At 69.7% G+C, this 23,710-nt stretch carries 22 protein-coding genes; 14 read left to right on the plus strand and 8 right to left on the minus strand.

What is annotated here, in order from left to right; genetic code table 11:
- Positions 1 to 894 carry a phenylalanine 4-monooxygenase gene (gene phhA, locus ATSB10_RS14460; RefSeq protein ID WP_063673460.1) on the minus strand — a complete coding sequence of 298 codons (894 nt, stop codon included), beginning with the start codon at positions 892 to 894 and terminating at the stop codon, positions 1 to 3.
- Positions 895 to 1,030: 136 nt separating this feature from the next.
- Between phhA and ATSB10_RS14465 the strand changes: the two genes are divergently transcribed.
- From ATSB10_RS14465 to ATSB10_RS14475, 3 genes are all read left to right on the plus strand, one after another.
- Entirely contained in the window at positions 1,031 to 1,507 is a 477-nt protein-coding gene (locus ATSB10_RS14465) for an Lrp/AsnC family transcriptional regulator (protein ID WP_063673461.1), read from the plus strand.
- Between the two features lie 66 nt (positions 1,508 to 1,573).
- Positions 1,574 to 2,389, plus strand: coding sequence for a lysophospholipid acyltransferase family protein (locus tag ATSB10_RS14470; protein ID WP_063673462.1), 816 nt, complete (start codon positions 1,574 to 1,576; stop codon positions 2,387 to 2,389).
- On the plus strand, positions 2,386 to 3,393 hold the full coding sequence (locus ATSB10_RS14475) for a YheT family hydrolase (protein WP_063673463.1): 1,008 nt from the start codon (positions 2,386 to 2,388) through the stop codon (positions 3,391 to 3,393). Before ATSB10_RS14470 ends, ATSB10_RS14475 begins: the two co-directional genes overlap by 4 nt.
- A 12-nt stretch (positions 3,394 to 3,405) precedes the next feature.
- On the opposite strand, the gene ATSB10_RS14480 is transcribed toward ATSB10_RS14475, so the two are convergent.
- From ATSB10_RS14480 to ATSB10_RS14490, 3 genes are read right to left on the minus strand one after another with little or no spacing between them, the layout of a single operon-like run.
- On the minus strand, positions 3,406 to 4,020 hold the full coding sequence (locus ATSB10_RS14480) for a 2OG-Fe(II) oxygenase (RefSeq protein WP_063673464.1): 615 nt from the start codon (positions 4,018 to 4,020) through the stop codon (positions 3,406 to 3,408).
- A 56-nt stretch (positions 4,021 to 4,076) separates the two neighbouring features.
- Positions 4,077 to 4,283, minus strand: coding sequence for a DUF3820 family protein (locus tag ATSB10_RS14485; RefSeq protein WP_063673465.1), 207 nt, complete (start codon positions 4,281 to 4,283; stop codon positions 4,077 to 4,079).
- Positions 4,284 to 4,289: 6 nt separating this feature from the next.
- The gene (locus tag ATSB10_RS14490; protein WP_157469271.1) at positions 4,290 to 4,712 is read right to left on the minus strand and encodes a VOC family protein; all 423 of its coding nucleotides are present in this window, start codon (positions 4,710 to 4,712) and stop codon (positions 4,290 to 4,292) included.
- Between the two features lie 108 nt (positions 4,713 to 4,820).
- On the opposite strand from ATSB10_RS14490, the gene ATSB10_RS14495 reads away from it, so the two are divergent.
- The 5 genes from ATSB10_RS14495 (at position 4,821) to ATSB10_RS14515 (ending at position 12,378) form a co-directional block, all read left to right on the plus strand.
- On the plus strand, positions 4,821 to 6,110 hold the full coding sequence (locus ATSB10_RS14495; protein ID WP_063673467.1) for a glycosyltransferase: 1,290 nt from the start codon (positions 4,821 to 4,823) through the stop codon (positions 6,108 to 6,110).
- Positions 6,111 to 6,229: 119 nt separating this feature from the next.
- Entirely contained in the window at positions 6,230 to 8,626 is a 2,397-nt protein-coding gene (locus ATSB10_RS14500) for a TonB-dependent receptor (RefSeq protein ID WP_063673468.1), read from the plus strand.
- A gap of 97 nt (positions 8,627 to 8,723) precedes the next feature.
- Positions 8,724 to 10,229 (plus strand): alkaline phosphatase family protein, encoded by a 1,506-nt coding sequence (locus tag ATSB10_RS14505; protein ID WP_157469273.1) that lies wholly within the window; start codon positions 8,724 to 8,726, stop codon positions 10,227 to 10,229.
- 105 nt (positions 10,230 to 10,334) lie between these two features.
- Positions 10,335 to 11,021, plus strand: coding sequence for a response regulator transcription factor (locus ATSB10_RS14510; protein ID WP_063674513.1), 687 nt, complete (start codon positions 10,335 to 10,337; stop codon positions 11,019 to 11,021).
- Positions 10,978 to 12,378, plus strand: coding sequence for a sensor histidine kinase (locus tag ATSB10_RS14515; protein ID WP_063673469.1), 1,401 nt, complete (start codon positions 10,978 to 10,980; stop codon positions 12,376 to 12,378). Before ATSB10_RS14510 ends, ATSB10_RS14515 begins: the two co-directional genes overlap by 44 nt.
- A gap of 12 nt (positions 12,379 to 12,390) precedes the next feature.
- Here the strand turns inward: ATSB10_RS14515 and ATSB10_RS14520 are convergent, their stop codons facing one another.
- Complete coding sequence (locus ATSB10_RS14520) at positions 12,391 to 13,866, minus strand: AAA family ATPase (protein ID WP_063673470.1); 1,476 nt, start codon at positions 13,864 to 13,866, stop codon at positions 12,391 to 12,393.
- 109 nt (positions 13,867 to 13,975) lie between these two features.
- Between ATSB10_RS14520 and ATSB10_RS14525 the strand changes: the two genes are divergently transcribed.
- The 6 genes from ATSB10_RS14525 (at position 13,976) to ATSB10_RS14545 (ending at position 17,781) form a co-directional block, all read left to right on the plus strand.
- Entirely contained in the window at positions 13,976 to 15,085 is a 1,110-nt protein-coding gene (locus ATSB10_RS14525; protein WP_063673471.1) for a PQQ-dependent sugar dehydrogenase, read from the plus strand.
- Between the two features lie 113 nt (positions 15,086 to 15,198).
- Entirely contained in the window at positions 15,199 to 15,357 is a 159-nt protein-coding gene (locus tag ATSB10_RS19045; protein WP_083966238.1) for a DUF1328 domain-containing protein, read from the plus strand.
- 49 nt (positions 15,358 to 15,406) lie between these two features.
- Positions 15,407 to 15,784 (plus strand): ElaB/YgaM/YqjD family protein, encoded by a 378-nt coding sequence (locus ATSB10_RS14530; protein WP_063673472.1) that lies wholly within the window; start codon positions 15,407 to 15,409, stop codon positions 15,782 to 15,784.
- Positions 15,785 to 15,812: 28 nt separating this feature from the next.
- Positions 15,813 to 16,286, plus strand: a complete 474-nt coding sequence (locus ATSB10_RS14535; protein ID WP_063673473.1) for a hypothetical protein — start codon at positions 15,813 to 15,815, stop codon at positions 16,284 to 16,286.
- Positions 16,283 to 16,606 carry a hypothetical protein gene (locus ATSB10_RS14540; RefSeq protein WP_063673474.1) on the plus strand — a complete coding sequence of 108 codons (324 nt, stop codon included), beginning with the start codon at positions 16,283 to 16,285 and terminating at the stop codon, positions 16,604 to 16,606. The genes ATSB10_RS14535 and ATSB10_RS14540 overlap by 4 nt, the downstream gene beginning before the upstream one ends.
- Positions 16,603 to 17,781, plus strand: coding sequence for an AI-2E family transporter (locus ATSB10_RS14545; protein WP_063673475.1), 1,179 nt, complete (start codon positions 16,603 to 16,605; stop codon positions 17,779 to 17,781). The genes ATSB10_RS14540 and ATSB10_RS14545 overlap by 4 nt, the downstream gene beginning before the upstream one ends.
- A gap of 50 nt (positions 17,782 to 17,831) precedes the next feature.
- Here ATSB10_RS14545 and ATSB10_RS14550 read toward each other — a convergent pair whose 3' ends face one another.
- The 3 genes from ATSB10_RS14550 to ATSB10_RS14560 are packed head-to-tail and all read right to left on the minus strand — an operon-like array spanning position 17,832 to position 23,677.
- Complete coding sequence (locus ATSB10_RS14550; protein ID WP_063673476.1) at positions 17,832 to 19,265, minus strand: efflux transporter outer membrane subunit; 1,434 nt, start codon at positions 19,263 to 19,265, stop codon at positions 17,832 to 17,834.
- Between the two features lies 1 nt (position 19,266).
- A complete protein-coding gene (locus ATSB10_RS14555) occupies positions 19,267 to 22,470 on the minus strand; it encodes an efflux RND transporter permease subunit (RefSeq protein ID WP_063673477.1) in 3,204 nt (1,067 codons plus the stop codon).
- A 4-nt stretch (positions 22,471 to 22,474) separates the two neighbouring features.
- A complete protein-coding gene (locus ATSB10_RS14560; protein ID WP_063673478.1) occupies positions 22,475 to 23,677 on the minus strand; it encodes an efflux RND transporter periplasmic adaptor subunit in 1,203 nt (400 codons plus the stop codon).
- Positions 23,678 to 23,710: the final 33 nt, after the last annotated feature.

Below are 23,710 nucleotides of genomic sequence, written 5' to 3' on the forward strand. Positions count from 1 at the left end.
TCAGGTATCGGCGTTGGTCGCCCAGCCCTCGCGGGTGCCGACGTTGAACACGCGGTCGCTGTCCAGCACGTCGCCGGCCGCGTGTGGTGCCTTTGCCGCCAGCCGCTGGTAGATCGGCGTGAAGTCCGGGCGGGTGGCGTCGAACAGTTGCTCGAAGCCCTCGATCACGAAATAGGTCTGCTGGTAGGTGTCGATGCGGTAGCGCGTGTTCATCACCCGCTCCAGACCGAAGCCGATGCGGTTGGGCGCGGCCGAGTCCAGGCAGTAGATCGACTCGCCCTTGGAGCTGACGATGCCGGCGCCGTAGATGCGCAGGCCCTCCGGCGTGTTGATCAGCCCGAATTCCACCGTGTACCAGTACAGGCGCGTCAGGTTCATCAGCGCTTCGGGGCCGATGCCGAACGCCTTCATGCCACCGCGGCCGTACGCCTGCATGTAGTCGGCGAACACCGGGTTGAGCAGCAGCGGTACGTGGCCGAACAGGTCGTGGAACAGGTCCGGTTCGCTGAGGTAGTCGAGCTGGTCCGGCTTGCGGATCCACCAGCTCACCGGAAAGCGGCGGTTGGCCAGGTGGTCGAAGAACACCTCGTCGGGCAGCAGGCCCTCCACCGCCACGATCTGCCAGCCGGTGGTCTTCGCCAGCAGCTCGTTCAGGTCGGCAAACTTCGGGATGCCGTTCTCGCCCATGCCGAAGCGCTCGACACCCTCCAGGAACTCGGCGCAGGCACGCCCTGGCAGCAGCTCGCGCTGGCGCCGGTAGAGCGTGTTCCAGACTTCGTGGTCGGTGGCGCTGTAGCTGTCCCAGGGCTGTTCGACGACGCCGGTGGCATACACCGGCACGTAGCCGCGATCGGTCTGCTGGTGCTCGACCCGGCGTGGCGTGGCGTTTTCCATGGCGTGGCTCCGGAAAGGGATGGCTGGCGCACCATCATACGGACAGACCTGCGCACGAGGCTTGTTTTATTGCTGAACAAGTCGTTATATCAGCAACAAAACCCGAGATATCGCGTCAAAAACGAAAGAAAATTGCATGTCGAACCTCGACCGCACCGACCTGCGCCTGCTGGCCGAACTGCAACGCGACGGCCGCGTGACCAATGCCGAACTGGCCGAACGGGTCAGCCTGTCGCCGTCCGCCTGCCTGCGCCGGGTGCAGCGACTGGAGGCGGAGGGCGTGATCGCCGGCTATGCCGCCCAGGTCGATCCGCAGGCGGTGGGTCTCGGCCTCCAGGCCTTCGTCCGCGTGCAACTGGCCAAGCACGAGGCGGCGGCGATCGAACGCTTCGTCGGCCAGGTCAACGCCTGGGAGGAGGTTGTGGCCTGCCACGCGTTGACCGGCGACATGGATTACCTGATGCATGTCTACGTGGCCGATCTGGAGCATTTCTCGCGCTTCCTGCTCGATCGCCTGCTGACTGCGGCTGGCGTGGCCGACGTGAATTCCAGCTTCGTGCTGCGTACGGTGAAGCGTTCGCCCTCGTTGCCGCTGGGCCAGGTCGGCGCCTGAACCGGCCCCCCACCCTGCCTTGCGACGCATGTCGTTGCGGCGAACTAACGCTAAACTAACTGGCTGATGAGTACGGATACCTCACACCCGCACGAACGCGCTCCCTGGCAGCCGATCCGTTACCTGTGGCGCGTGCCGCTGCTGCTGGGGCATATCGTGCTGGGCATCCTGCTGTGCTCGCTGATCCTCAGCTGGAACAAGCACCGGGTGATGAAGAACGGCCGCGTGCCGTTCGCCCACCGCATGATCAACTGGTGGTCGCGCCTGCTGATGCGCATTTTCGGCCTGCGCTCGGTGCTGATCGGCCAGCCACTGCCCGACCCGGTGCTGTTCGTCGCCAACCACACCTCGTGGATCGACATCGAGCTGCTGCACAGCCAGCGCGCGGCCTGCTTCGTGGCCAAGGCCGAGATCGCCGGCTGGCCACTGGTCGGCTGGATGGCCGCCAACGGCGGCACCATCTTCCATCGCCGCGGCTCCAACCACTCGCTGACCTCGGTGATGGCGGTGATGGTCGACCGCCTGCGCGAGGGGCGCTCGGTGGCGGTGTTTCCCGAGGGTGGCACCGGCTACAACGGCGTGCTGAAGGTGTTCCACGCACGCATCTTCCAGGCTGCGCTCGATGCCGAGGTACGCGTGCAGCCGGTGGCGCTGCGCTTCTCGAAGAACGGCCGACGGGTGATCGACGCCGGCTTCCGCGAGCACGAGAGCTTCATGGCCAACTTCCTGCGCCTGCTCGGCAGCGCACCGCTGGACGCGGAAGTGCACTTCCTCGAACCGGTGCCGGCCACGCCCGATGCGCGCCGCCGCATGGCGGAGCTGTCGCGCGAGCGCATTGCCGCCGCGCTGGAAGATGCCACCGCGGGCCAGGCCCACGCATGACGCTACCGAAGGGCAGCGACTTCCAGCCGCCGTGGCCGCTGCGCAGCGGCCACCTGCAGACCATGCTGTCCTCCAGCGGCGTGCGTCGCGTGCTGTTGCCACGACGTGCCCGCACCGTGGCCGAGGGGGCCGAGCACGTGATGGTCAGTGGCGGCGGCGACGTGCGGCTGAGCGGCGCCTTCACCGCGCAACAGGCGCGACCGGAAGCGCGCGGCCTGGCCGTGCTCTTCCACGGCTGGGAAGGCAGCGTCGATTCCACCTACGTGCTGCAGACCGGCAGCCGCCTGCTGGCCGACGGCTGGGACGTGTTCCGGCTGAACTTCCGCGACCACGGCGACAGCCATCACCTCAACGAGGCGCTGTTCCACTCCTGCCGCATCGACGAAGTGGCGCATGCGCTGGGTGAGATCGCCGAGCGCTGGCCGGCCCGACCGATGGCGCTGGCCGGCTTTTCGCTGGGCGGCAACTTCGCGCTGCGTGCCGCGCTGCAGGCGCCGAAGCTGGGGATCCCGCTCACGTATGCGCTGGCGGTGTGCCCGATCATCGATCCGGCCGAGGGCCTGTTCTCGCTGGAGAAGCAGGCGCCGTGGTTCTACCAGGCCTACTTCATGCAGAAGTGGCGCCATTCGCTGAAGGTCAAGCAGTCGCTGTTCCCGCAGCACACCTATTTCGAGCTGGCCGAGCTGAAGCAGAACCTGCGCGGCCTGACCGAGGCGCTGGTGCTGCGGCACACCGACTTCGATTCGCTGGAAGCCTATCTGGACGGCTATTCGGTGGCCGGCGAGACGCTGCGCGAGCTGACCATCCCGGCCACCATCATGACCGCGCGCGACGATCCCGTGATCCCGGTCAACGCCTTCGAGCAGCTCCGGCTGCCGTCGAACGTGGAGCTGGACATCGCGCGCTACGGCGGCCACTGCGGCTTCATCCGCGGCTGGGACATGACCAGCTTCACCGACGACTACATCGCCGCCCGCTTCAACGCAGTGGCCGACGCCGGCTGATTCGGCCAGCGTTCAAGGCAGTGCGCCGGGCTCCCGTCGGCGCATCCAGCAGGCGATGCTCATGCGTTCGTGCGTGGCCGGCAGGACTTCGTGCTCGAAGCGGTCGGACAGGAACAGTGCCAGCGTGCCGGCCCGCGGCAGCACGTCGTGGGTGCGGTCATCGTCCAGGTAGAGCCTCAGCGCGCCCCCGTCCTCGGGCTCCCAGTCGGCGTTGAGGTAGTACACCGCCGAAACCACCCGGGCGTCGCGCCCGCGCAGCTGGTCCAGGTGCCGCGCGTAGCGCGCGCCAGGCGGATACACCGCGTAGTGCGCCTCGCTCTCCACCAGCCCGAGCATCAGGCTGCGGTTGAGCGTGTGGCGCAGGGTCTCGATCGCCTCCACGAAGGGTTGTTGCGCTGCGCTCAGCGCATTCATCTCGAACCAGCGGGTGTGGTCGCCGCGCAGCGCGGGGGCGGACTGACCGGTACCGACGCGGGCCGGGGTCATCCGGTGCGCGGTGTGCATCGCCGCGCATTCGGCGGCGAGGGCTGCGGTCGCCTCGGCCGGCAGCAGCTGGCCGAGCACGCACCAGCCATCCACGGCCAGCGCGTCGGCAGCGGCTTGGAAACGGTCGGCGAGGGTGGTCATGGTCCGGCGGCGGTCAGGGCGGGGGCGCGCAGCATACGCCCATCGGCGCCGCGCGATCAGCGCAGCGGATCGAGCAGGCCGCGCAGGCCGTTGTGATCCAGCTCCAGCGAGAGCGCCAGCAGGCGCCCCAGCTGGCCCGGCGGAAAGCCCTTGCGCGCGAACCACGCCAGGTAGGCGCCGGGCAGGTCGCCGATCAGCCGGCCCTGGTACTTGCCATAGGGCATGCGCACGGTGACCAGGCGCTTGAGGTCTTCGGCCTCCATCGCCGACTACTTCGCGAACAGCCGCGACGGGTCGGCGAACGCCTTGAACTCCAGTGCGTTGCCGCAGGGATCGAGCAGGAACATGGTGGCCTGTTCGCCGGGCTGGCCGACGAAGCGCACGTGCGGCTCGATCACGAAGCGCACCCCCGCGGCGCGCAGCCGGTCGGCCAGCGCCTGCCATTCGTCCATCGGCAGCACCAGACCGAAGTGGCGCACCGGCACGGCGTCGCCGTCCACGTCGTGCGCGGCGGCCGCGCGTACTTCCTCCGGCGCGAGATGGGCGACGATCTGGTGGCCGCGGAAGTCGAAGTCGACCCAGTCCTCACTGCTGCGCCCCTCCGGGCAGCCGAGCAGCTCGCCGTAGAACGCCCTCGCGCTGGCCAGCGAGGTCACCGGAAAGGCGAGATGGAACGGGGCAAGGTCGTTCATGGCGGGGACGGATCGGGATGGGCCGTCGAGCATGCGGGCCGGTGCGACTCCGGTCAACGCGGACGGGGTCGCTATGCTGTCGGACCACTCGGCATCGATCGGATCGATATGGACCCGGACCGGCACATCGTCTTCGCCACGGTCGGCTCGCTCGGCGACCTGTTTCCCTTCCTCGCGGTGGGTCAGGTGCTGGCCGGGCGCGGGCATCGTGTCACGGTGGCGACCCACCCGGTGCATCGCGAGGCGATCGAGCGGGCCGGGCTGGCGTTTGCCGATGCCAGCGGCATGCCCGAGCCGGACGACCGCGAGGCGTTCACCGCCAAGGCCTTCCATCCCTGGCGCGGCCCGGCCTTCGTGGTGCGCGACTTCGCCGCCGCCGACGTGCGTGACAGCTACGCCAGGCTGGTGCCGCTGTGCGAGGAGGCCGACCTGCTGGTCACCAGCACGCTGGCGTTCGCCGGGCAGATCCTCGGCGAGACGCTGGAGGCCGCGGGGCGCCTGCGCTGGCTTTCCGCCGTACTCGCGCCGGCCAGCATCCTCTCGGCCTACGACATGCCGGCCACCGGGATGGCAGCGGTCGACCGCTTCTTCCAGGCCACGCCCGCGCGCGGGCGCCTGCTGCAGCGGATGTCGCGCAAGGTGACGCGCGGCTGGACCGCACAGGTGCGGGCGTTCCGGCGCGAGCTGGGGCTGCCGCCGGAATCGCCGCGCGGCGATCCGTTCCACCGGGGGCAGTTCGCGCCCGGCGGCAACCTGGCGCTGTTCCCCGAGCTGCTCGGCCGGCCCCAGCCGGACTGGCCGCCGCATACGCGGCAGTGCGGCTTTGCCCGCTACGTCCAGCCCGATGCGCTCGATCCGGCGCTGGCCGATTTTCTGGACGCCGGTGCTCCCCCGCTGGTGTTCTCGCTGGGTTCCACCGCGGTGCACGCCAACGCGTCCTTCCTGCGCGAGAGCCTGGCCGCCGCCGTCGCGCTGGACCGCCGCGCGGTGCTGTTCACCGGTTCGGCGGCGATGCGCGAACGGTTGCCGCGGGACCTGCCGCCCGGCGTCTTCTGCGTGGAGTACGCGCCTCATGCGGCAGTGTTCGCCCATGCCGCGGCGGTGGTGCATCACGGCGGCGTCGGCACCTGCGCCGAGACGCTGCATGCCGGCGTCCCTTCGCTGGTGGTGCCACACGGCTTCGACCAGCACGACAACGCCGCGCGCCTGCAGCGCCTCGGCGTGGCCGAGGTGCTTCCGGCCACGCGCTATCGCAGCGGTCCGGCCAGCGCATGCCTGAACACCCTGCTCGATGCCGGCCATCGCGCCCATGCCGAGGCCGCCGCCGGCATGCTGCGCGGCATGGATGGTGCGTCGTCTGCCGCCGACGCGATCGAGTCGGCACTCGGCGGCGCCTGAGCAGGCTTGCGGTTTCGTAAGGTTTCCGAGCGGTGATCGGCAGCTCTCGGTAAAGCCGCCGCCATCGCCGGCCCAGAGCATGGCCGGGACGTTTTCCCTTCGTCCCGGAGATTCTGCTCATGCCGTTGCGACTGCTTCCTTCCTCCACCGCCCTGGCGATGGCCATCGCCGGTGCGCTGGCGCCCATGGTGACGATCGCCGCCGACCAGCCGGCCTATGCGACGGCGACCGACGCGGCGTCATCCACCGCGACCGCGACTGTCCCGACCGCCGCCACGGCGGCGGACGCCGCCGCCGCCCACCCGGTCAAGGACATGTCGGCGGTGAAGGTCACCGCCGACACGCTGTCGCTGCAGCAGGTGCCCGCCACCACGCCGCTCAGCGCCACGCAGCCGAAGTCGGTGATGGATCGCGACTTCATCGCCAACAGCACCGCCCCCACCGGTACCTACGCCGACGCCATCGCGTTGATGCCCAGCGTGAGCGACCACGAGCCGAACGGCTCCGGCCTCACCGAGAGCCGTGACCTCAGCATCCGTGGCTTCAAGGACGGCGAGTTCAACCTGACCATGGACGGCATCCCGGTAGGTGATCCGAACGACTTCACCCACCACTCGCCGGACTACTTCATGTCGCAGGACCTCGGCGCGATCAGCGTCGACCGTGGCCCGGGCAATGCCTCCACCGTCGGCTATGCCACCTTCGGCGGCACCGTCGGCATGAACACCCGCGCGCCGGAATCCGACACCGTGGCGCACGTCTACGGCAGCTACGGCAGCTTTGCCACGCGCCTGCTCGGTGGCTCGTTCGACACCGGCACGATGGCCAACTACGGCGGCCTGCGTGCCTTCATCGACTACCGCAAGGTGAAGTCGGACGGCTACCTCACCGGCGCCAACATGGACCGCAGCAACCTGTTCGCCAAGGCGGTCAAGCCGATCGGCGACCACACCGAGCTGACCCTGGTGGCGATGACCAACCAGAACTCGGGCAGCAACGCGGCCATCCTCGGCGCCACCTCGTATCCGTACGTGGCGGTGAACAACGGCGCGCCGCCGTTCACCAGCACCATGCCCGGCCAGATGCAGCAGCTGGGCGGCAACTACGGCCTGTCCAGCAATCCGGACAGCCAGGATTTCACGGGCTACAACGGCGACACGATCAACTCGGACTTCGAGTACATCGGCGTGCACAGCGACCTCGACGGCGCGACCGTCGACAACAAGCTCTACACCTACGCCTATTACCACCGCGGCTGGAACGGCAACGACCCGAACGGCGGCAACTACGATTACGGCAGCCTCAATGGCCCGGCCGGCTCGGCCGGTGACGGCACCTTCCCGGCCGGCGCGGGCAGCACCAACGGCACGATCTACGGGGCCGACAACGTGCCCGGCCAGAAGATGTACAACCTGTACCGCAACTGGGGCGACATGCTGCGCCTGACCCAGGACCTCGGTCCGGGCGAGCTGCGCTACGGCCTGTGGGTGAACAAGCAGCTCTACCACCGCTACAAGGCCGAGATCGACTTCAGCAACGGCTGGGCCTACAACGCCGCCAGCCCGCTGGCCGCCACCGACCGCCGCATCGACGGCACCTTCCTCACCGCGCAGCCGTACCTGGAGTACGCGTGGAAGGTCACCGACGCGCTGACCGTCACGCCGGGCCTGAAGTACGTCTACTTCCACCGTCACGACGTCGCCCCGGTGCAGCAGAAGGTCGGCGCGGCGCAGGACTACGCGCAGACCTGGAAGGACCTGCTGCCGGCGATCGACGTGCACTACCGCATCAACGACGGCTGGACCGCCTACCTGCAGGCGGCCAAGGGTTACCTGGCGCCGAACGAGAACCTGTTCTACGTGCCCGACCCGCGCGTGGCCGACCAGAACGTGAGCACGCAGTCGACCACCAACTACCAGCTCGGCACGGTGTGGCAGGGCGACCGCCTGAACCTGGCCGCCGACGTCTACGCGATCAACTTCACCAACCAGGTGACCAAGCACAAGGTCGCCGGCGAGACGATCTTCTCCAACCTCGGCGGCACCAAGTACCGCGGCGGCGAGATCGAGGCCAGCTACCTGGTGGGCGAGGGCTTCAGCGTCTACGGCAACGCCAGCTACAACAAGGCCACGCAGAACAGCACCGGCGTGCAGCTGGCGATGGTGCCGAAGTACACCGCGGCGACCGGGGTGATCTGGCGGCAGGGCGCCTGGTACGCCTCGCTGATGGCCAAGTACACCGGCGCCCAGTACGGCGACCTGGCCCAGGACGCGGCCGGCAGCACCATCGGCGTGTACCGCTTCGCCCCGGTCACGCTGACCACGCTGTCGGTCAACTACACGCTTCCGGAAGCACTGCTGCTTCCCAAGGGCAGCAAGCTCGCCCTGCAGGTGTTCAACCTGGCCGACAACCGCCCCCTCAACGACCTGGGCGGCTACACCGGCGGTGGCGTGCCGCTGTTCTTCACCCCGGCCGGGCGCAGCGTGACGTTCTCGTTCGACGTTCCCCTGCGCTGAGTCTCCGCGGCGGCTCGTCGGCGTTCGCGCCGGCGGGCCGTTTTTTTCTCCCGGGCGCGCGTCGGTCATGACGCGCGCCGTGCCATGAGTCCCTTCCATGCGTCCAGCTTCCCTGTTCCGTACCGGTCTGGCCCTGTTGCTGTCCGGTGCCGCTTCCCTGCATGCCGCGCCGATGCGCGGGCCGATCCGTCACGTGCTGCTGATCAGCGTCGACGGCCTGCACGCGCTGGATCTGCGCAACTACATCGAGATCCACCCGGACTCCCACCTTGCCGCGCTGGCGGCACGGGGCGTGGAGTACACCCATGCCAACACGGTGGTGCCGGCCGACTCGTTCCCCGGCCTGCTGGCGCTGGTGACCGGCGGCACGCCCGCGGCCACCGGCGTCTACTACGACAACACCTGGGACCGCTCGCTGGCGCCGCCGACCGGCCCGTGCACCGCCACCGGTGCGCACGCCAGGTTCAACGAGGCGGTGGACGCGCCCGGTGGCCAGGGCATCGATGCCAGCAAGCTGCCGCGCGATCCGGCGCACGGCTGCCGCCCGGTCTATCCGTGGCAGTACCTGCGGGTGAACACCATCTTCAACGTGGTGCGCGCCGGCGGCGGTTATACCGCCTGGGCCGACAAGCATCCGTCCTACGCCATCGTGCAGGGTCCGTCCGGCGACGGCGTGGCCGACCTGTACACGCCGGAGATCGGCACCGACGGCGAGGACCACCCGGACACCGACGCGGTCACCGCCTCGATCGCCCGCACCGAGACCTACGACACCGGCAAGATGCAGGCGGTGATCCATGAGGTGGACGGCTACCGTCACGACGGTCATACCCGCGCGCCGGTGCCGGCCCTGTTCGGCCTCAACCTGCAGAGCGTGAACGTGGCGGAGAAACTGGCCGGCTACCAGAACGCCGACGGCACACCGACCCCCTCGCTCGACGCCGCGCTGACCCACGTCGACACCCTGGTCGGCCAGCTGATGGACGCGCTGGCGCGGCGTCACCTCGACGCCAGCACCCTGGTGATCCTCACCGCCAAGCACGGCAACGGCCCGGTCGACCCGGACCAGCTGCGGCACGTGTCGAACAAGGCGCTGCGCGCGGTGATCGCCGCCGCCGCGGACGGCGAACCGGCCCAGCTCACCACGGACCGCAGCGCGCTGGTCTGGCTGCATGACGAGCGCACCACCGGCACCGTCGCGCGTACCCTGCTGGCCGACCGCGAGCGGCTGGGCATCGAGCGGGTGCTGTGGGGGCGGGCGCTGGGCCTGCTGTTCCCGTCGCCGGCGCATGACGTGCGCACGCCGGACCTGATCGTGATCCCGCAGGCCGGTGTCATCTACGACAAGCCCGGTGCCAGCAAGCGCGCCGAGCACGGCGGCTTCGACACCGACGACACCCACGTGGCCCTGCTGGTGGCCGGCCCGATGCTGCCGGAGCCGGGTCGCCGGCTGGACGCGCCGGTGTCCACCACCCAGGTGGCGCCGACCGTGCTGGCCGCGCTCGGGCTGGATCCGCAGGCCCTGCAGGCGGTGCACGAGCAGGGTACGCCGACCCTGCCGGGCGTACGCTGGACCGACCTGCCGGCATCCGGGACGCACTGAGTGGCGGACTTCATCGGCGCGTCATATTCGCCGCCTAACGTGACGGATTCACGTGCCGGAAGCGACCGCAAGGTGCCTGCCGGCGGCAGCGAGTCGGAGGGTGCCTTGCGCATTCTGATCGTCGAGGACGACCGGGACACCCGCGAGTGGATCGATGGCGGGCTGTACGGAGAGGGCTATGTCACCCACGCGGTCGCCGATGGCCGCGAGGGGCTCGCGCTCGCGGTGCAGGGGGCGTTCGACGGCATCGTGGTCGACCGCAAGCTGCCCGGGCTGGACGGCATCAGCTTCATCCGCGCGGTGCGCAATGCGGAGGTGCAGTCGCGCATCATCATGCTCACCGCGCTGAGCGAGACCCACCAGCGCATCGAGGGGCTGGATGCCGGCGCCGACGACTACCTCGGCAAGCCGTTCTCGATGGCCGAACTGGTGGCGCGGCTGCGTGCGCTGTCGCGCCGGCCGGCGCTGAACCGCGAATCGCCGCTGCTGGAATGGGGCCCGCTGGTGCTCGATCCGACGCGACATTCGGCGAGTTGCCGCGGCGAACGGCTGGAGCTCACGCCGACCGAGTTCCGCCTGCTCGACATCCTGATGCGCCATGCCGGCAACGTGGTGACCCGTTCGATGCTGCTCGAGCAGGTCTGGCACTTCCACTTCAGCCCCCGCACCAGCGTGGTCGAGACCCACATGTCGCGGCTGCGCAGCAAGGTGCGCGACGCCGGCGGCGCGAGCTTCATCGAGACGGTGCGTGGCTACGGTTATCGCCTCCAGCTCCCGACCGGTCCGGCATAGGCAGACCAGCGCATTCCGGCTGGCGCTGATCCTGGCCGGGATGTTCTCGCTGTCCTCGCTGCTCACCGCGGCGGTGTTGTGGCTGGGCACCGAGCGCGAGGCGCGTTCGGAGCAGCGACAGGAGCTGGTCGCCGACGCGCGCGACCTGGCGCTGCTGTCCTACCAGCGCGGGCTGGATGCGCTGAGCACCGAGATCGAGGAGCGCATCATCCTCGGCGCCGGCCTGGAGCGCTGGTACGCGCTGTACGCCGGCAACGGCATCAAGCTGGCCGGCAACCTGGACGATCGCCCGATGCGCGAAGGCTGGTCCGAGCGCCGCCTCACCCCGCGCGCCACCTCGCTGGCGCCGAGCCCGGCCGAACACCTGCTCACCCTCTACACCCTGCGTACCGACCGTGGCGGCTGGCTGGTGGTGGGACGCGACGCGTACTACATCCGCCACATGCGCGAGGTGGCCGAGCGGATCTTCCTGCTCGCGCTGGCGCTGATCGTGGCGGTGTCGCTGGTGGTCGGCTGGCTGATCGGACGCCAGCTGCTGCGCCGGGTCGGCGCGATGTCGGTGGCGGCGGAACGGATCAGTGATGGCGACCTGGACCACCGCATGCCGCTGCGCGGCGCGGGCGACGAGCTGGACATGATCGCGCTCACCGTGAACCAGATGCTCGACCGCATCGCTTCGCTGCTCGCCGACGTGCGCCGGCTCGGTGCCGACATCGCGCACGACCTGCGCACGCCGCTGACCCGCCTGCGCCGCCGGCTCGAGCAGTTGCGCACCCCACCGCCGCACCCGGCGGCCCACGAGGCGGCCGTCGATGCCGCACTGGCCGAGATCGATGGCCTGCTCGACGTGTTCCAGGCGCTGCTGCGCATCGCCGGCATCGAGTCGGGCGAGATGCGCAGCGGCTTCGCGTCGGTGGATCTCGCCGCGGTGCTGGCGGAACTGGTCGACGCCTATGCCGCCGTGGCCGAAGCCGAAGGGCATCACCTCGACGCGCGAATCGCACCGCAGCCGCCGGTATCGGGCGACCGAGGCCTGCTGGTGCAGGCCTTCGTCAACCTGATCGAAAACGCGATCCGCCACACCCCGCCAGGCACGCGGATCACCCTGGAGCTCAAGCGTGTCGGCGACGAGCTGCATGCCGGCGTGCGCGACGACGGCCCCGGCATCCCTGCGCACGAGCACGCGCAGGTGCTGCAGCCGTTCATGCGGCTGGACCGCAGCCGTCACACCGAAGGCAATGGCCTGGGTCTGGCGCTGGTGCGCTCGGTCGCCGAGCTGCACCGCGCCGCGCTGGTGCTGGACGACGCGGCCCCCGGTCTGGTGGTCACGCTGGTGTTTCCGCTGCCGCCGGCCTGACGGCGGCGACACTCAGTCGGCCGGCACGCAGCGACCGCTGGCCCACTGGCGCAGCGCGTCGACCTGCTCGTGCATCAGCACCGACAATGGGCGGGTCTGGCCGAGTGCGGCGAGCAGGTGGGCCTGGTCCGGGGTGGCGTCGGCGCCGATGGCGTCGTACAGCGCGCTGACGATGGCCTGTTCGATCTCGGCACCGGAGAAACCCTCGCTCGCTTTGGCCAGCGCGGGCAGGTCGAAGTTCTCCACCGGCAGCTTCCGGCGCTCCAGGTGCAGCCGGAAGATTTCCGCGCGCACCGGCTCGGTCGGCAGGTCGACGAAGAAGATCTCGTCGAAGCGGCCCTTGCGCAGCAGCTCGGCCGGCAGTTCGTGCACGGCGTTGGCGGTGGCCACCACGAACACCTTGGCCTTGCGCTCGGCCATCCATGTCAGCAGGTAGCCGAGCACGCGGCGCGACACGCCGCCGTCCTCGCCGCCGCCGGCCAGCCCTTTCTCGATCTCGTCGATCCACAGCACGCAGGGACTGAGCAGCTCGGTGCTGGCCAGCGCCTCGCGCAGGTTCTTCTCGGTCTCGCCCTGGTACTTGTTGTAGAGCGTGCCGAAGTCCAGCCGCACCAGCGGCACGCTGAAGCCGCCGGCGATCGCCTTGGCCGCCAGGCTCTTGCCGCAGCCCTGCACGCCGAGCAGCAGCAGACCCTTCGGCGGGTCGAGCATCGGCACCGATTCGGGCGACAGGAACACCGCGCGCCGCCGCTGCACCCACTCGCGCACACGGCGCACGCCGGCGACGTCGGCGAAGCTGGCGGTGGCGTATTCGTAGTGCAGCAGGCCGGAGCGGTTGAGCAGCTCGAACTTCGACTGCATCAGCTCGGGCAGGTCGTGCTGGCCGAGTGCGCCGTCGTTGTAGATCAGCTTGCGCACGATGCGCCGCGCATCGGAGGCGGACAGGCCGACCAGGTTGCGCACGATGGTGCGTGCGGCCTCGTTGTCCACCTCCAGCCGGCGGCCGTGTTCGCGCTGCCAGGCAGCCGCCTCGCCCCGCATGATGCCGGCCAGTTCCTTGAGGTCCGGCAGCGCCAGCGGCACGCGCAGGGCGAGTGCTTCCAGCTCCTCCGGCAGCTCCACCCGGGCGCCGACCAGCACCACCGTGTGGGCGGCCGAGCGTTGCCGCTGCACGATCTCGCGCAGCATGCGCTGGCTCATCGCGTAGCGCACCAGCGGGTGGAAATCGAACAGCAGGAACACGCCGGGATCGGGCGCGCTGCGGATCGCTTCCAGCGTGGTGGTGACGTCCGGGGGTACGTCCGGGTCGGCGTGGGCGAAATCCAGCCGGCCCAGGCCATCGGTGATCGTCCAGCGCCACAGAGGGCGCAGCGATTGCGCGATGACGTGCCGGAAGCAGTCGATCACCCGCTGCTCGTCCACCGTTTCGATCACCAGCAGCGGCGTCGTGGCGCGCACCAGCGTGGTGAGGTCCTGCAGTTCGCTCATGCCTGCCCCTCGATGAGGCCGGTAACGGTAGCAGAGCCCGCCGGCAACGGTCGCGAAGTTTCACGTGACCGGTATATGGTGGCCCGGTACCCCCACCGAGGATCGTCCCATGCGCATGCTTGCCGTCCTCCTGGCGCTGGTCGCCCTGCCTGCGTCCGCCGCCATCCACCTCGACCGGCTGACCCTGCCCAAGGGTTTCCACATCGCCGTGTACGCCGACCAGGTGCCGAACGCCCGCGAGATCGCGATCGGTGCGAAGGGCACAGTGTTCGTCGGCTCCAACGACGCCGGCAAGGTCTACGCGCTCACCGACCGCAACGGCGATGGTGTGGCCGACCAGGTGCGGGTGATCGCCAGCGGGCTGACCCTGCCGGTCGGCGTGGCGTTCAGGAATGGCGATCTGTACGTGTCGGCGGTGAGCCGGATCCTGGTGCTGCGCGATATCGAGAACCACCTCGACGACCCGCCCGCGCCGCAGCTGGTCAGCGATGCCTTTCCCACCGCCATGCACCACGGCTGGAAGTTCATCGCGTTCGGTCCGGACGGCAAGCTGTACGTGCCGATCGGCGCGCCGTGCAATGTCTGCGACCGCGGCAAGGCCTACGCCAAGATCACCCGCATGAACGCCGACGGCAGCGATCTGGAGGATGTCGCCTACGGCATTCGCAACTCGGTCGGCTTCGACTGGCAGCCGGGCACCGGGCGCCTGTGGTTCACCTCCAACGGGCGCGACCTGATGGGCGACGACATGCCCAGCGACACGCTCAACGAGGTCACCCGCATCGGCCAGGATTTCGGCTTTCCGTTCTGCCACCAGGGCGACACGCTCGACCCGGAGTTCGGCAAGGGCAAACGCTGCAGCGACTACCGTGCGCCGGCGCTCAAGCTCGGCCCGCATGTCGCCTCGGTGGGCATGCGCTTCTACACCGGGCACCAGTTCCCGGCCAGCTACGGGGGCGCGATCCTGATTGCCGAGCATGGCTCGTGGAACCGCACGAAGAAGTCCGGCTATCGGGTGATGACGGTGCGGCTGAAGGGGGACAAGGTGCTGTCGTACGAGCCGCTGGTGACCGGATTCATGCAGGACGAGAAGGCCTGGGGCCGCCCGGCCGACGTGCAGATGCTGCCCGACGGCAGTGTGCTGATCAGCGACGATCTGGCCGGCGCGGTGTACCGGGTGACCTACGATGGGCCGGGGGCGGGTCGGAAGGGTGACTGAATCTTCAGGTGATTCAGGTACTTCTTCACGTGAGCGAGGCGTCCGGTATGGAGTAATGGCCCCACCGGGCAAGTAGCTGCCCACCGTCAATTCGTCCCCATGAGGATTGCGCCATGCTTCATTACGCTCTGGTTTTCCTGGTCATTGCCATCATTGCCGCCGTCTTCGGGTTTGGCGGCATCGCCGGTGCCGCGGCAGGCATCGCGAAGATCCTGTTCGTGATCTTCCTGGTGCTGGCCGTGGTGGCCTTCTTCCGCCGCGCCACCAGGTAGCTCCGCTGTCCCCTTCGCCACGTCGATCCACTGCCCCGGGAGTCACTCCATGAACAAGCCCGCCGATATCGCCAGCTCTGCCGCCGAACGTCCGAACGCCGCCGTGCGCATCGAGGAAGGCGCCGAGCGCGTCAAGCAGGCCACCTCGCACGCGGTGTCCAGCACCAAGGAAGCGGTCGACCGTGCCGCCGACCGGGTCGAGGAAGGTCTGCACCGCGCCACCGACAAGGCCGCCGGTGCCGCCACCCATGCCACCGAGAAGGCCGCCGAGTACGGTGAGCGCGGCCGCGAGGCCTACGACCAGGCCCGCGACCGTGCTGAGGACTGGATGGACCAGGCCCGCGACTACGTCCGCGAGAAGCCGCTGCAGTCGATGGCCATCGCGCTGGGCGCCGGCTGGCTGCTCGGCCGCCTGCTGCGTCGCTGATCCGCTTCCCGCGCACCGGACCTGATGCATGGATGAGACCCCGCGCGGCGAGGCCGCTGCCGAGACCCCGTCGGACCCGGAGGTGCCGTCGCGCCTGCTGGACGAACTGGGGCGCCTCGTCCGTGCCGTGCGACACCTGTTCGGAGCGCAATGGCGGCTGTTCCTGGCCGAGCTGTCGCTGGCGCGAGGCGCGGTCTCGTTGCTGCTCGCGCTCGGCCTCGTCGCCACCGTGGCCGGCGTCGGCCTGGGCCTCACCGTGCTGGCGCTGATCGGCGTGGCGCTGGCGCGCTGGTTCGATTCCTGGCTGTGGGCGCTCGCCGTGCTGGTGCTGCTGCAGGGCGCGGTGCTGACCGCGGCGATCATGCTGTTCCGGCGAGCGCTGCACTGGCTCAGCCTGCCGGCGACGCGCGGCGAGTTCGGTGCGATGATGCGCAGCGCGGCGGCCAAGGCCCGCGAAGCGGATGCCGCTGCCACCGATCCTTCTCGGACTTCTTCTCCATGAGCGTGACCCGTCGACTCGCCAAGGTCCGCCTCGCCCAGGCCGAGGTCCGTGCCGCGCGCGCCGAACTGGACGAGCCGGCGCAGGCCTTGCTGCAACGCGTGCGCGACTACCCGGTCGCCAGCGTGAGCGTGGCGGCCGGTGCGGGCGTGGTGCTGGGTCAGCTCGACGTGCATCCGCTGCGGGTGCCGGGGGTGGGGTCCCTGCTCGGTAGTGGCCTGCTGCCGCTGGTGACCCAGGGCGTGCGCCTGCTGGTCGAGAACGGGCTGGACGGACTGGTCGACCCGGACGGCGGCGATCAGGACCCGCCGGATACCCCATGAGCCATACCGACCCTGCGCCGGGAGCTGGCGTCGAGCCGGCGCCGGCCCCGTCGTCTGCGCCCCTGCCGGTCGTGGCCCCGCTGCCGTCGGTGCCGCGGATCGAGCGTCGTCGTTCCCGCGACCCGCATGGGGCACGCGGGCACATCCGTGCGCTCCGTTTCACCCTCAGCACGCTGCTGCTGCTGGCGGTGCTCTACACCATCGTCGTGATCAAGGTGCTGTTGATCCCACTGGTGCTCGCCGCCTTTCTCGGCGTGGCGCTCAATCCGATCGTCGCCTTCGGTGCGCGGTGCCACCTGCCGCGCTGGCTCAGCGCCAGTCTGCTGATGGTCGCCCTGATGGGGGGTATCGGCGCCGGCGCCACCGCCCTGGCGCAGCCGGCCCTGGGCTGGTTCCACGACGCGCCGGCCGCGTTGCGCAATTTCGTGCCCAAGCTCAAGGGCATCACCCGACCGCTGGAAGCGGCCAGTCGCGCCACCCAGAGCCTGGTCAACGGCCAGGTCGCGGTGCGCGTGCAGCCGCCGCGGCAGGCGTCGGTGGCGGTCACCGCCTGGGACGTGTTGGCCGCGGCGCCGAAGGTGCTCGCCGCCGTGCTGACCGTGACGCTGCTGGTGTTCTTCTTCCTGATCTACGGCGACGACCTGCTGCGTCGGCTGGTGGAGATCATCCCCAGCTTCCACCACAAGCGGCACGCGGTGAGCATCGTGCGCAGCATCCAGACCGAGGTCTCGCACTACATCCTGATCACCACGCTGATCAACATGACGCTGGGCGCGGTGACCGCCTTCATGCTGTGGCTGCTGCACGTGCCCGACCCGCTGCTGTGGGGCAGCATCGCGATGATCGCGAACTTCATTCCCTACGTCGGCGCGATCACCACCGCCACCATCCTGCTGCTGGTCGGCATGATGAATTTCCGCGAGCTGACCCAGGCACTGCTGCCGGCGCTGGTGTTCGCCAGCATCACGGTGGTTGAGGGCAACCTGGTGACGCCGATGATCCTCGGCCGGCGCATGCGGGTGAGCCCGGTGGCGATCCTGATCTGGCTGCTGCTGTGGGGCTTCCTGTGGGGCATCCCCGGCGCGCTGCTGGCGGTGCCGATGCTGACCAGCGCCAAGCTGATTGCCGAGCGCGTACCCAACTGGCGCTGGTTCGCATTGATGGTGCAGCGCTAGCGCCGTCTATCCAGCGCCGCCATCCCTGGCGACGCGTCCCGGATCGTTCCTCAGTCGGCTTTCGCCACCGCGCTGCACTGCACGTCGCCGCAGGCCTGCCAGCCGCCGCCCAGGGCCTTGTACAGGGCGATCGCCTGCAGGTTCACGCCCGCTTCGGCGGCGGCCAGCTGGTCTTCGGCCGCAAGCTGGGTCCGCTCCGCGTCCAGCAGTTCCAGATAGTCGGCGGCGCCGGCCTCGTAGCGGGCCCTGGCCAGCGACGCCGCGTGCCGGCTCTGGTCGGCCTGCTCGACCAGGTGCTGTACCCGCTCGCGTTGCTGGTTGTAGCCGACCAGCGCGTTGTCCACATCCTCCAGCGCGCGCAGCACGGTGCGCTGGTAGTTGGCACGGGCTTCGTCGGCACGCGCCTCGCTGGCCTTCACGCCGGAGCGCACCCGCTGCACGTTGAGGCCGTCCCAGCGGATGCTCGGCGCCACCGACCAGGCGCGGGTCGCGGGGCTGCCGAAGTCGTTGCTGCGCCCGGCCAGGAAGCCGACGAACCCGCCCAGCGAGACATGCGGGAACCAGTCCGCCTTGGCCACGCCGATCCGCGCGTTGGCGGCGGCCAGCTCGCGTTCGGTGACGCGGATGTCCGGCCGGCGCGCCAGCACGTCGTCGGCGTGGCCGATCGGCAGCACCGTGTCGACCGGCTTGAAGCCCCGGGGCGACAGGTCGATGTCCAGCGCGCCCGGACGCTCGCCGAGCAGCACCGCCAGATGGAAGCGGTCGGCCTGCGCCTGGGTTTCCAGCAGCGGCAGCTGGGCCTGCACGCCGGCGAGGCGGGCGCGGGCGCTGGCCACGTCCTGGTCCGAGCCGGTGCCGATTTCGGCGCGGCTGGCGATCAGCTTCAGCGAGGCCTGCTGGTTGGCGATGTCGCGGCGCGCCACGTCCTGCCGCAACTGGGTGCCGCGCAGGTCGAAGTAGTAGCGCGCCACCTCGGCGAACAGGCTGACCTGCGCGTCCTGCAGCGCGGCCTCGCCGGCGTCGCTGTCGGCGCGGGCGGCTTCCACCGAGCGCCGCACGCCGCCGAACAGGTCCAGCTCCCAGCTGGCGTCGAAGCCGGCCTGGTAGCTGGTGACCGTGTTGCGCTGGCTGCTGAAGCCGGGCGTCTGTTCGCGGCTGCGGCTGTACGCGGCGGTGGTCTGGATGTCCGGCCACTGCTGTGACTCGGCCGTGCCGAGCAACGCGCGCGACTGCTTCAGCCGGGCCACGGCGATCTTCAGCTCAGGGCTGTTCTTCGCCGCGCGGGCGATCAGTGCGTCCAGCGTGGGATCGCCGAACTGCTTCCACCAGGCGGCCTGGAACGCTGCGTCCGACTGCCGCGTGGCGTCGACGCCCTGCAGCGCCACCGGCTTTTCCGTGGGCCGGTGGTAGTCCGGTCCCACGCTGATGCAGCCGGCCAGCAACAGGGCGCCGGCGAGCGCGCTCCAACGGATCGGGTGATTCATCTCAATGCTCCTCGAGGGCCGGGGCCGACAGCTGCGCGGCGCGGGCGGCCTTGCGGGCGGCGCGACGCTCGGCGGCGCGCTCGCTCCAGCCACGGATCAACACGTAGAACAGCGGGGTGAAGGCCAGCCCGAAGAAGGTGACGCCGAGCATGCCGGAGAACACCGCCACGCCCATCGCGTGGCGCATCTCGGCGCCGGCGCCGTGCGAGAGCACCAGCGGCACCACGCCCATGATGAAGGCGAACGAGGTCATCAGGATCGGGCGCAAGCGCAGCCGCGCCGCTTCCAGCACCGCCTGCACGCGGTCCAGGCCTTCCAGGATCTGCGCTTCGCGGGCGAACTCGACGATCAGGATCGCGTTCTTGCAGGCCAGGCCGACCAGCACGATCAGGCCGATCTGGGTGAAGATGTTGTTGTCGCCACCGCTCAGCCACACGCCCACGATCGCGGACAACAGCACCATCGGCACGATCAGGATCACCGCCAGCGGCAGGGTCACGCTCTCGTACAGCGAGGCCAGCACCAGGAACACCAGCAGCACGCACAGCGGGAACACCAGCACCGCGGTGTTGCCGGCGAGGATCTGCTGGTAGGTCAGCTCGGTCCACTCGAACGTCATGCCGTTGGGCAGGGTCTTGTGGGCCAGCTGCTCGATCGCCGCCTGCGCCTGGCCCGAGCTGTACCCCGGTGCCGGGCCGCCGTTGATCTCGGCGGTGGGGAAGCCGTTGTAGTGCATCACGCGGTCCGGGCCCACGGTCTGGCTGACCCGGACGAACGAGCCCAGCGGCACCATCTGCCCGGCGGCGTTGCGCGTCTTCAGCTGGGTGATGTCCTCCGGCTCGCGGCGGAAGCGCGGCTCGGCGGAGAGGTTCACCTGGTAGGTGCGTCCGAAGCGGTTGAAGTCGTTCACGTACAGCGAGCCCAGGTAGGCCTGCATGGTCTGGTAGACGTCGGCCAGGTCCACGCCCTCGGCCTTGGCCTTCTCGCGGTCCACCTCGGCGTCGATCTGCGGCACCGCCACCTGGTAGCTGGAGAACAGCCCGGCCAGTGCCGGCTCCTTGCGGCTTGCCGCGATCAGGTTCTGGGTCTGCTTGTACAGCTCCTGGTAGCCGAGGTCGCCACGGTCCTCCACCTGCAGGCGGAAGCCGCCGATGGTGCCCAGGCCCTGCACGGGCGGCGGCGGGAAGATCGCGATGTAGGCGTCCTGGATCGCCGCGAACTTCTGGTTCAGCGCACCGGCGATCGCCCCGGCCGACAACGACGGATCGCGCCGCTGGTCGAACGGATTGAGCGTGACGAACACGATGCCGCTGTTCGGCGAGTTGGTGAAGCCGTTGATCGACAGGCCGGGAAACGCCACCGCGTTCTCCACGCCCGGCTGCTTCAGCGCGATCGCGCTCATGCGGCGGATCACGTCCTCCGAGCGGTCCAGCGAGGCGGCGTCGGGCAGCTGCGCGAACGACACCAGGTACTGCTTGTCCTGCGCCGGCACGAAACCGGTCGGCACCTTGGCGAAGCCGAACAGGCCCAGCAGCACCAGGCCGGCGTAGATCACCAGCGCGATCGAGCCCTTGCCCAGCACCCGCTTCACGCCGCCGACGTAGCCGTTGGCGCTGCGCACGAAGAAGCGGTTGAACGGGCGGAACAGCCAGCCGAAGCCGCGGTCGATGGCGCGGCTCAGGCGGTCCTTCGGCGCGCCGCGTTCCTGCAGCAGCAGCGCGGACAGCGCCGGGCTCAGGGTCAGCGAGTTGAACGCCGAGATCACCGTGGAGATCGCGATGGTCAGCGCGAACTGGCGATAGAACTCGCCGGTGAGTCCGCTGATGAAGGCGGCCGGCACGAACACCGCGCACAGCACCAGCGCCGTGGCCACGATCGGCCCGGTCACCTCCTTCATCGCCTGCTTGGTCGCCTCGCGCGGCGCCATGCCGTGCTCGATGTGCCGCTCGACGTTCTCCACCACCACGATCGCGTCGTCGACCACGATGCCGATCGCCAGCACCAGGCCGAACAGGCTCAGCGCGTTGAGCGAGAAGCCGGCGAGGTGCATCACCGCGAAGGTGCCGACCAGCGACACCGGCACCGCGACCAGCGGGATCACGGACGCACGCCAGGTCTGCAGGAACAGGATCACCACCAGCACCACCAGCACGATCGCCTCGAACAGCGTGTGCACCACCGCCTCGATCGAGCCACGCACGAACACGGTGGGGTCGTAGACGATGCGGTAGTCCACGCCCTGCGGGAAATCCTTCTTCAGCCCGGCCATCAGGGTGCGGACCTCGTTGGAGATCTGGATCGCGTTGGAGCCGGGGCGGGCGAACACCGGCAACGCCACCGCCGGCTTGTTGTCGAGCAGGCTGCGCAGCGCGTAGTTGTTCGAACCGAGCTCGACGCGGGCGACGTCACGCAGGTGGGTCACCGCGCCGTCCTTGGCGGTGCGCACCACGATGTTGCGGAAGTCGTCCGCACTGACCAGCCGGCCACGGGTGTTGATGTTGAGCTGGAACGCCGCGTTGCCACGGTCCGGCGGCGCGTTCAGCGCGCCGGCGGCGACGTCGACGTTCTGTTCCTGGATCGCGTGCACGATGTCGCCGGTGGTCAGGCCGCGCTGGGCCATGCGGTCCGGGTCCAGCCACACACGCATGCTGTACTCGCCGGCGCCGAAGATCTGCACGTCGCCGACGCCGTCCAGGCGGGCAAGCTGGTCCTTGATGTGCAGGCGCGCGTAGTTCGACAGGTACAGCATGTCGTAGCGCTGGTCCGGCGAGATCAGGTGCACCACCATGGTCAGGTCAGGCGAGCTCTTCTGCGTGGTCACGCCGAGTCGCTGCACTTCCTCCGGCAGGCGCGGCAGCGCCTGCGCCACACGGTTCTGCACCTGCACCTGGGCGTTGTCCAGGTCGGTGCCGAGGGCGAAGGTGACGGTCAGCGTCATCGCACCGTCGCTGGTCGCCTGCGAGGAGGTGTAGAGCATGCCTTCCACGCCGTTGATCTGGGTTTCCAGCGGCGTGGCGACGGTCTCGGCGATCACCTTGGGGTTGGCGCCGGGGTAGCTGGCGCGCACCACCACGGTGGGCGGCACCACCTCCGGGTACTCGCTGATCGGCAACTGGAACAGCGAGATCGCACCGGCGATGACGATCAGCACCGACAGCACGCCGGCGAGGATCGGTCGATCGACGAAGTATTGGGCGAGTTTCATGGGATCAGTCCTGGGCGCGGGTCAGCGCCGGGCCCTGCGACGGATTGCTGCCGCCGGAGGCCAGTTGGGTATCGGGGTCCAGGCTGCGCGACTCCATCGACACGCGGGTCGCGTTCACCGGCATGCCGGGGCGCACGTGCTGCAGGCCGTTCACCACCACCACGTCGTCGGCGCCGAGGCCGTGCTCGATCACGCGCAGGCCGTCGACCAGCGGGCCGGTGGTGACCTTGCGGTAGCTCACCGTGCCGTCCTTGCCGAGCACGTAGACGAACTTGTTGCCCAGATCGGTGCCGACGGCGCGGTCGTCGATCAGTGCACGCGGCTTGGCGCTGTCGGTGCGCAGCTGCAGGCGCACGTACAGGCCCGGGGTGTAGCGGCCGTCGGTGTTGTCGAACACCGCGCGCAGGCGGATGGTGCCGCTGGCGGTGTCGAGCTGGTTGTCGACGAAGTCGAGGCGGCCGGCATGGGGGAAGCCGGACTCGTCCGCCAGGGCCATCGCCACCTGCGGCGGGCTGCGGTGGTCGCGGCGCAGGTGGTCGAGCTCGAGGTAGCTGTGCTCGTCGACGTCGAAATACGCGTAGACCGGATTCACGCTGACCACGCTGGTCAGCACGTCGGCGGGCGTCACCAGGTTGCCGGCGGTGATTTCGGCATTGCCGACGCGGCCGTCGATCGGCGCGCGCACCTCGGTGAACTCGCGGTTGAGCTGCGCGGCGTCCAGCGCGGCGGCGGTCGCGGCGATCTGCGAGCGGGCACTGGCGGCGGCGGTGTCCAGCCGGTCGGCCTCCTCGCGCGAGATCGCATGCTGGGCCACCAGCCGCGTGCCGCGCGCGGCATTCTCTTCGGCCAGCTTCGCCTCGGCACGGGCCTGGGCGAGATTGGCCCGCAGGCGGTCGACCTCGGCCTGGTAGGGCCGGGGATCGATGCGGAACAGCAGCTCACCCTTGTGTACCAGCGTGCCTTCCTTGAACAGCACGCTGTCGATGTAGCCGCTGACGCGCGGGTGCACCTGCACGGTGTCGACGGCCTGCAGGTGGCCGGTGAACTGGGCGGTGTCGCCGACGGCGCGGACCAGGGTCCGGGCGACGGTGACGGCGGGCGGCGGTGGCGCGGCCTGCGCCTGGCTGCCGCCGTGATGGTCCAGGACGGCCCAGCTGCCGGCGGCGAGCGCCACGGCGAGGGCGATGAAGATCCAGCGTTTCTGCATGACGGGCTCCCTGAGCAACGTGCGCCGAACCGG

This window comes from Dyella thiooxydans (assembly GCF_001641285.1).
GTDB classification, from domain to species: domain Bacteria; phylum Pseudomonadota; class Gammaproteobacteria; order Xanthomonadales; family Rhodanobacteraceae; genus Dyella_A; species Dyella_A thiooxydans.

What these genes read in the sequence shown, in the direction of transcription:
- ATSB10_RS14560 (WP_063673478.1), bottom strand. Translation starts at nt 23,677, where the DNA reads ATGCAGAAACGCTGGATCTTCATCGCCCTCGCCGTGGCGCTCGCCGCC.
- ATSB10_RS14490 (WP_157469271.1), bottom strand. Translation starts at nt 4,712, where the DNA reads ATGAACGACCTTGCCCCGTTCCATCTCGCCTTTCCGGTGACCTCGCTG.
- ATSB10_RS14540 (WP_063673474.1), top strand. Translation starts at nt 16,283, where the DNA reads ATGAGCGTGACCCGTCGACTCGCCAAGGTCCGCCTCGCCCAGGCCGAG.
- ATSB10_RS14465 (WP_063673461.1), top strand. Translation starts at nt 1,031, where the DNA reads ATGTCGAACCTCGACCGCACCGACCTGCGCCTGCTGGCCGAACTGCAA.
- ATSB10_RS14485 (WP_063673465.1), bottom strand. Translation starts at nt 4,283, where the DNA reads ATGGAGGCCGAAGACCTCAAGCGCCTGGTCACCGTGCGCATGCCCTAT.
- phhA (WP_063673460.1), bottom strand. Translation starts at nt 894, where the DNA reads ATGGAAAACGCCACGCCACGCCGGGTCGAGCACCAGCAGACCGATCGC.
- ATSB10_RS14535 (WP_063673473.1), top strand. Translation starts at nt 15,813, where the DNA reads ATGGATGAGACCCCGCGCGGCGAGGCCGCTGCCGAGACCCCGTCGGAC.
- ATSB10_RS14520 (WP_063673470.1), bottom strand. Translation starts at nt 13,866, where the DNA reads ATGAGCGAACTGCAGGACCTCACCACGCTGGTGCGCGCCACGACGCCG.
- ATSB10_RS14530 (WP_063673472.1), top strand. Translation starts at nt 15,407, where the DNA reads ATGAACAAGCCCGCCGATATCGCCAGCTCTGCCGCCGAACGTCCGAAC.
- ATSB10_RS14480 (WP_063673464.1), bottom strand. Translation starts at nt 4,020, where the DNA reads ATGACCACCCTCGCCGACCGTTTCCAAGCCGCTGCCGACGCGCTGGCC.
- ATSB10_RS14475 (WP_063673463.1), top strand. Translation starts at nt 2,386, where the DNA reads ATGACGCTACCGAAGGGCAGCGACTTCCAGCCGCCGTGGCCGCTGCGC.
- ATSB10_RS14505 (WP_157469273.1), top strand. Translation starts at nt 8,724, where the DNA reads ATGCGTCCAGCTTCCCTGTTCCGTACCGGTCTGGCCCTGTTGCTGTCC.
- ATSB10_RS14545 (WP_063673475.1), top strand. Translation starts at nt 16,603, where the DNA reads ATGAGCCATACCGACCCTGCGCCGGGAGCTGGCGTCGAGCCGGCGCCG.
- ATSB10_RS14525 (WP_063673471.1), top strand. Translation starts at nt 13,976, where the DNA reads ATGCGCATGCTTGCCGTCCTCCTGGCGCTGGTCGCCCTGCCTGCGTCC.
- ATSB10_RS14555 (WP_063673477.1), bottom strand. Translation starts at nt 22,470, where the DNA reads ATGAAACTCGCCCAATACTTCGTCGATCGACCGATCCTCGCCGGCGTG.
- ATSB10_RS14495 (WP_063673467.1), top strand. Translation starts at nt 4,821, where the DNA reads ATGGACCCGGACCGGCACATCGTCTTCGCCACGGTCGGCTCGCTCGGC.
- ATSB10_RS14550 (WP_063673476.1), bottom strand. Translation starts at nt 19,265, where the DNA reads ATGAATCACCCGATCCGTTGGAGCGCGCTCGCCGGCGCCCTGTTGCTG.
- ATSB10_RS14500 (WP_063673468.1), top strand. Translation starts at nt 6,230, where the DNA reads ATGCCGTTGCGACTGCTTCCTTCCTCCACCGCCCTGGCGATGGCCATC.
- ATSB10_RS14470 (WP_063673462.1), top strand. Translation starts at nt 1,574, where the DNA reads ATGAGTACGGATACCTCACACCCGCACGAACGCGCTCCCTGGCAGCCG.
- ATSB10_RS19045 (WP_083966238.1), top strand. Translation starts at nt 15,199, where the DNA reads ATGCTTCATTACGCTCTGGTTTTCCTGGTCATTGCCATCATTGCCGCC.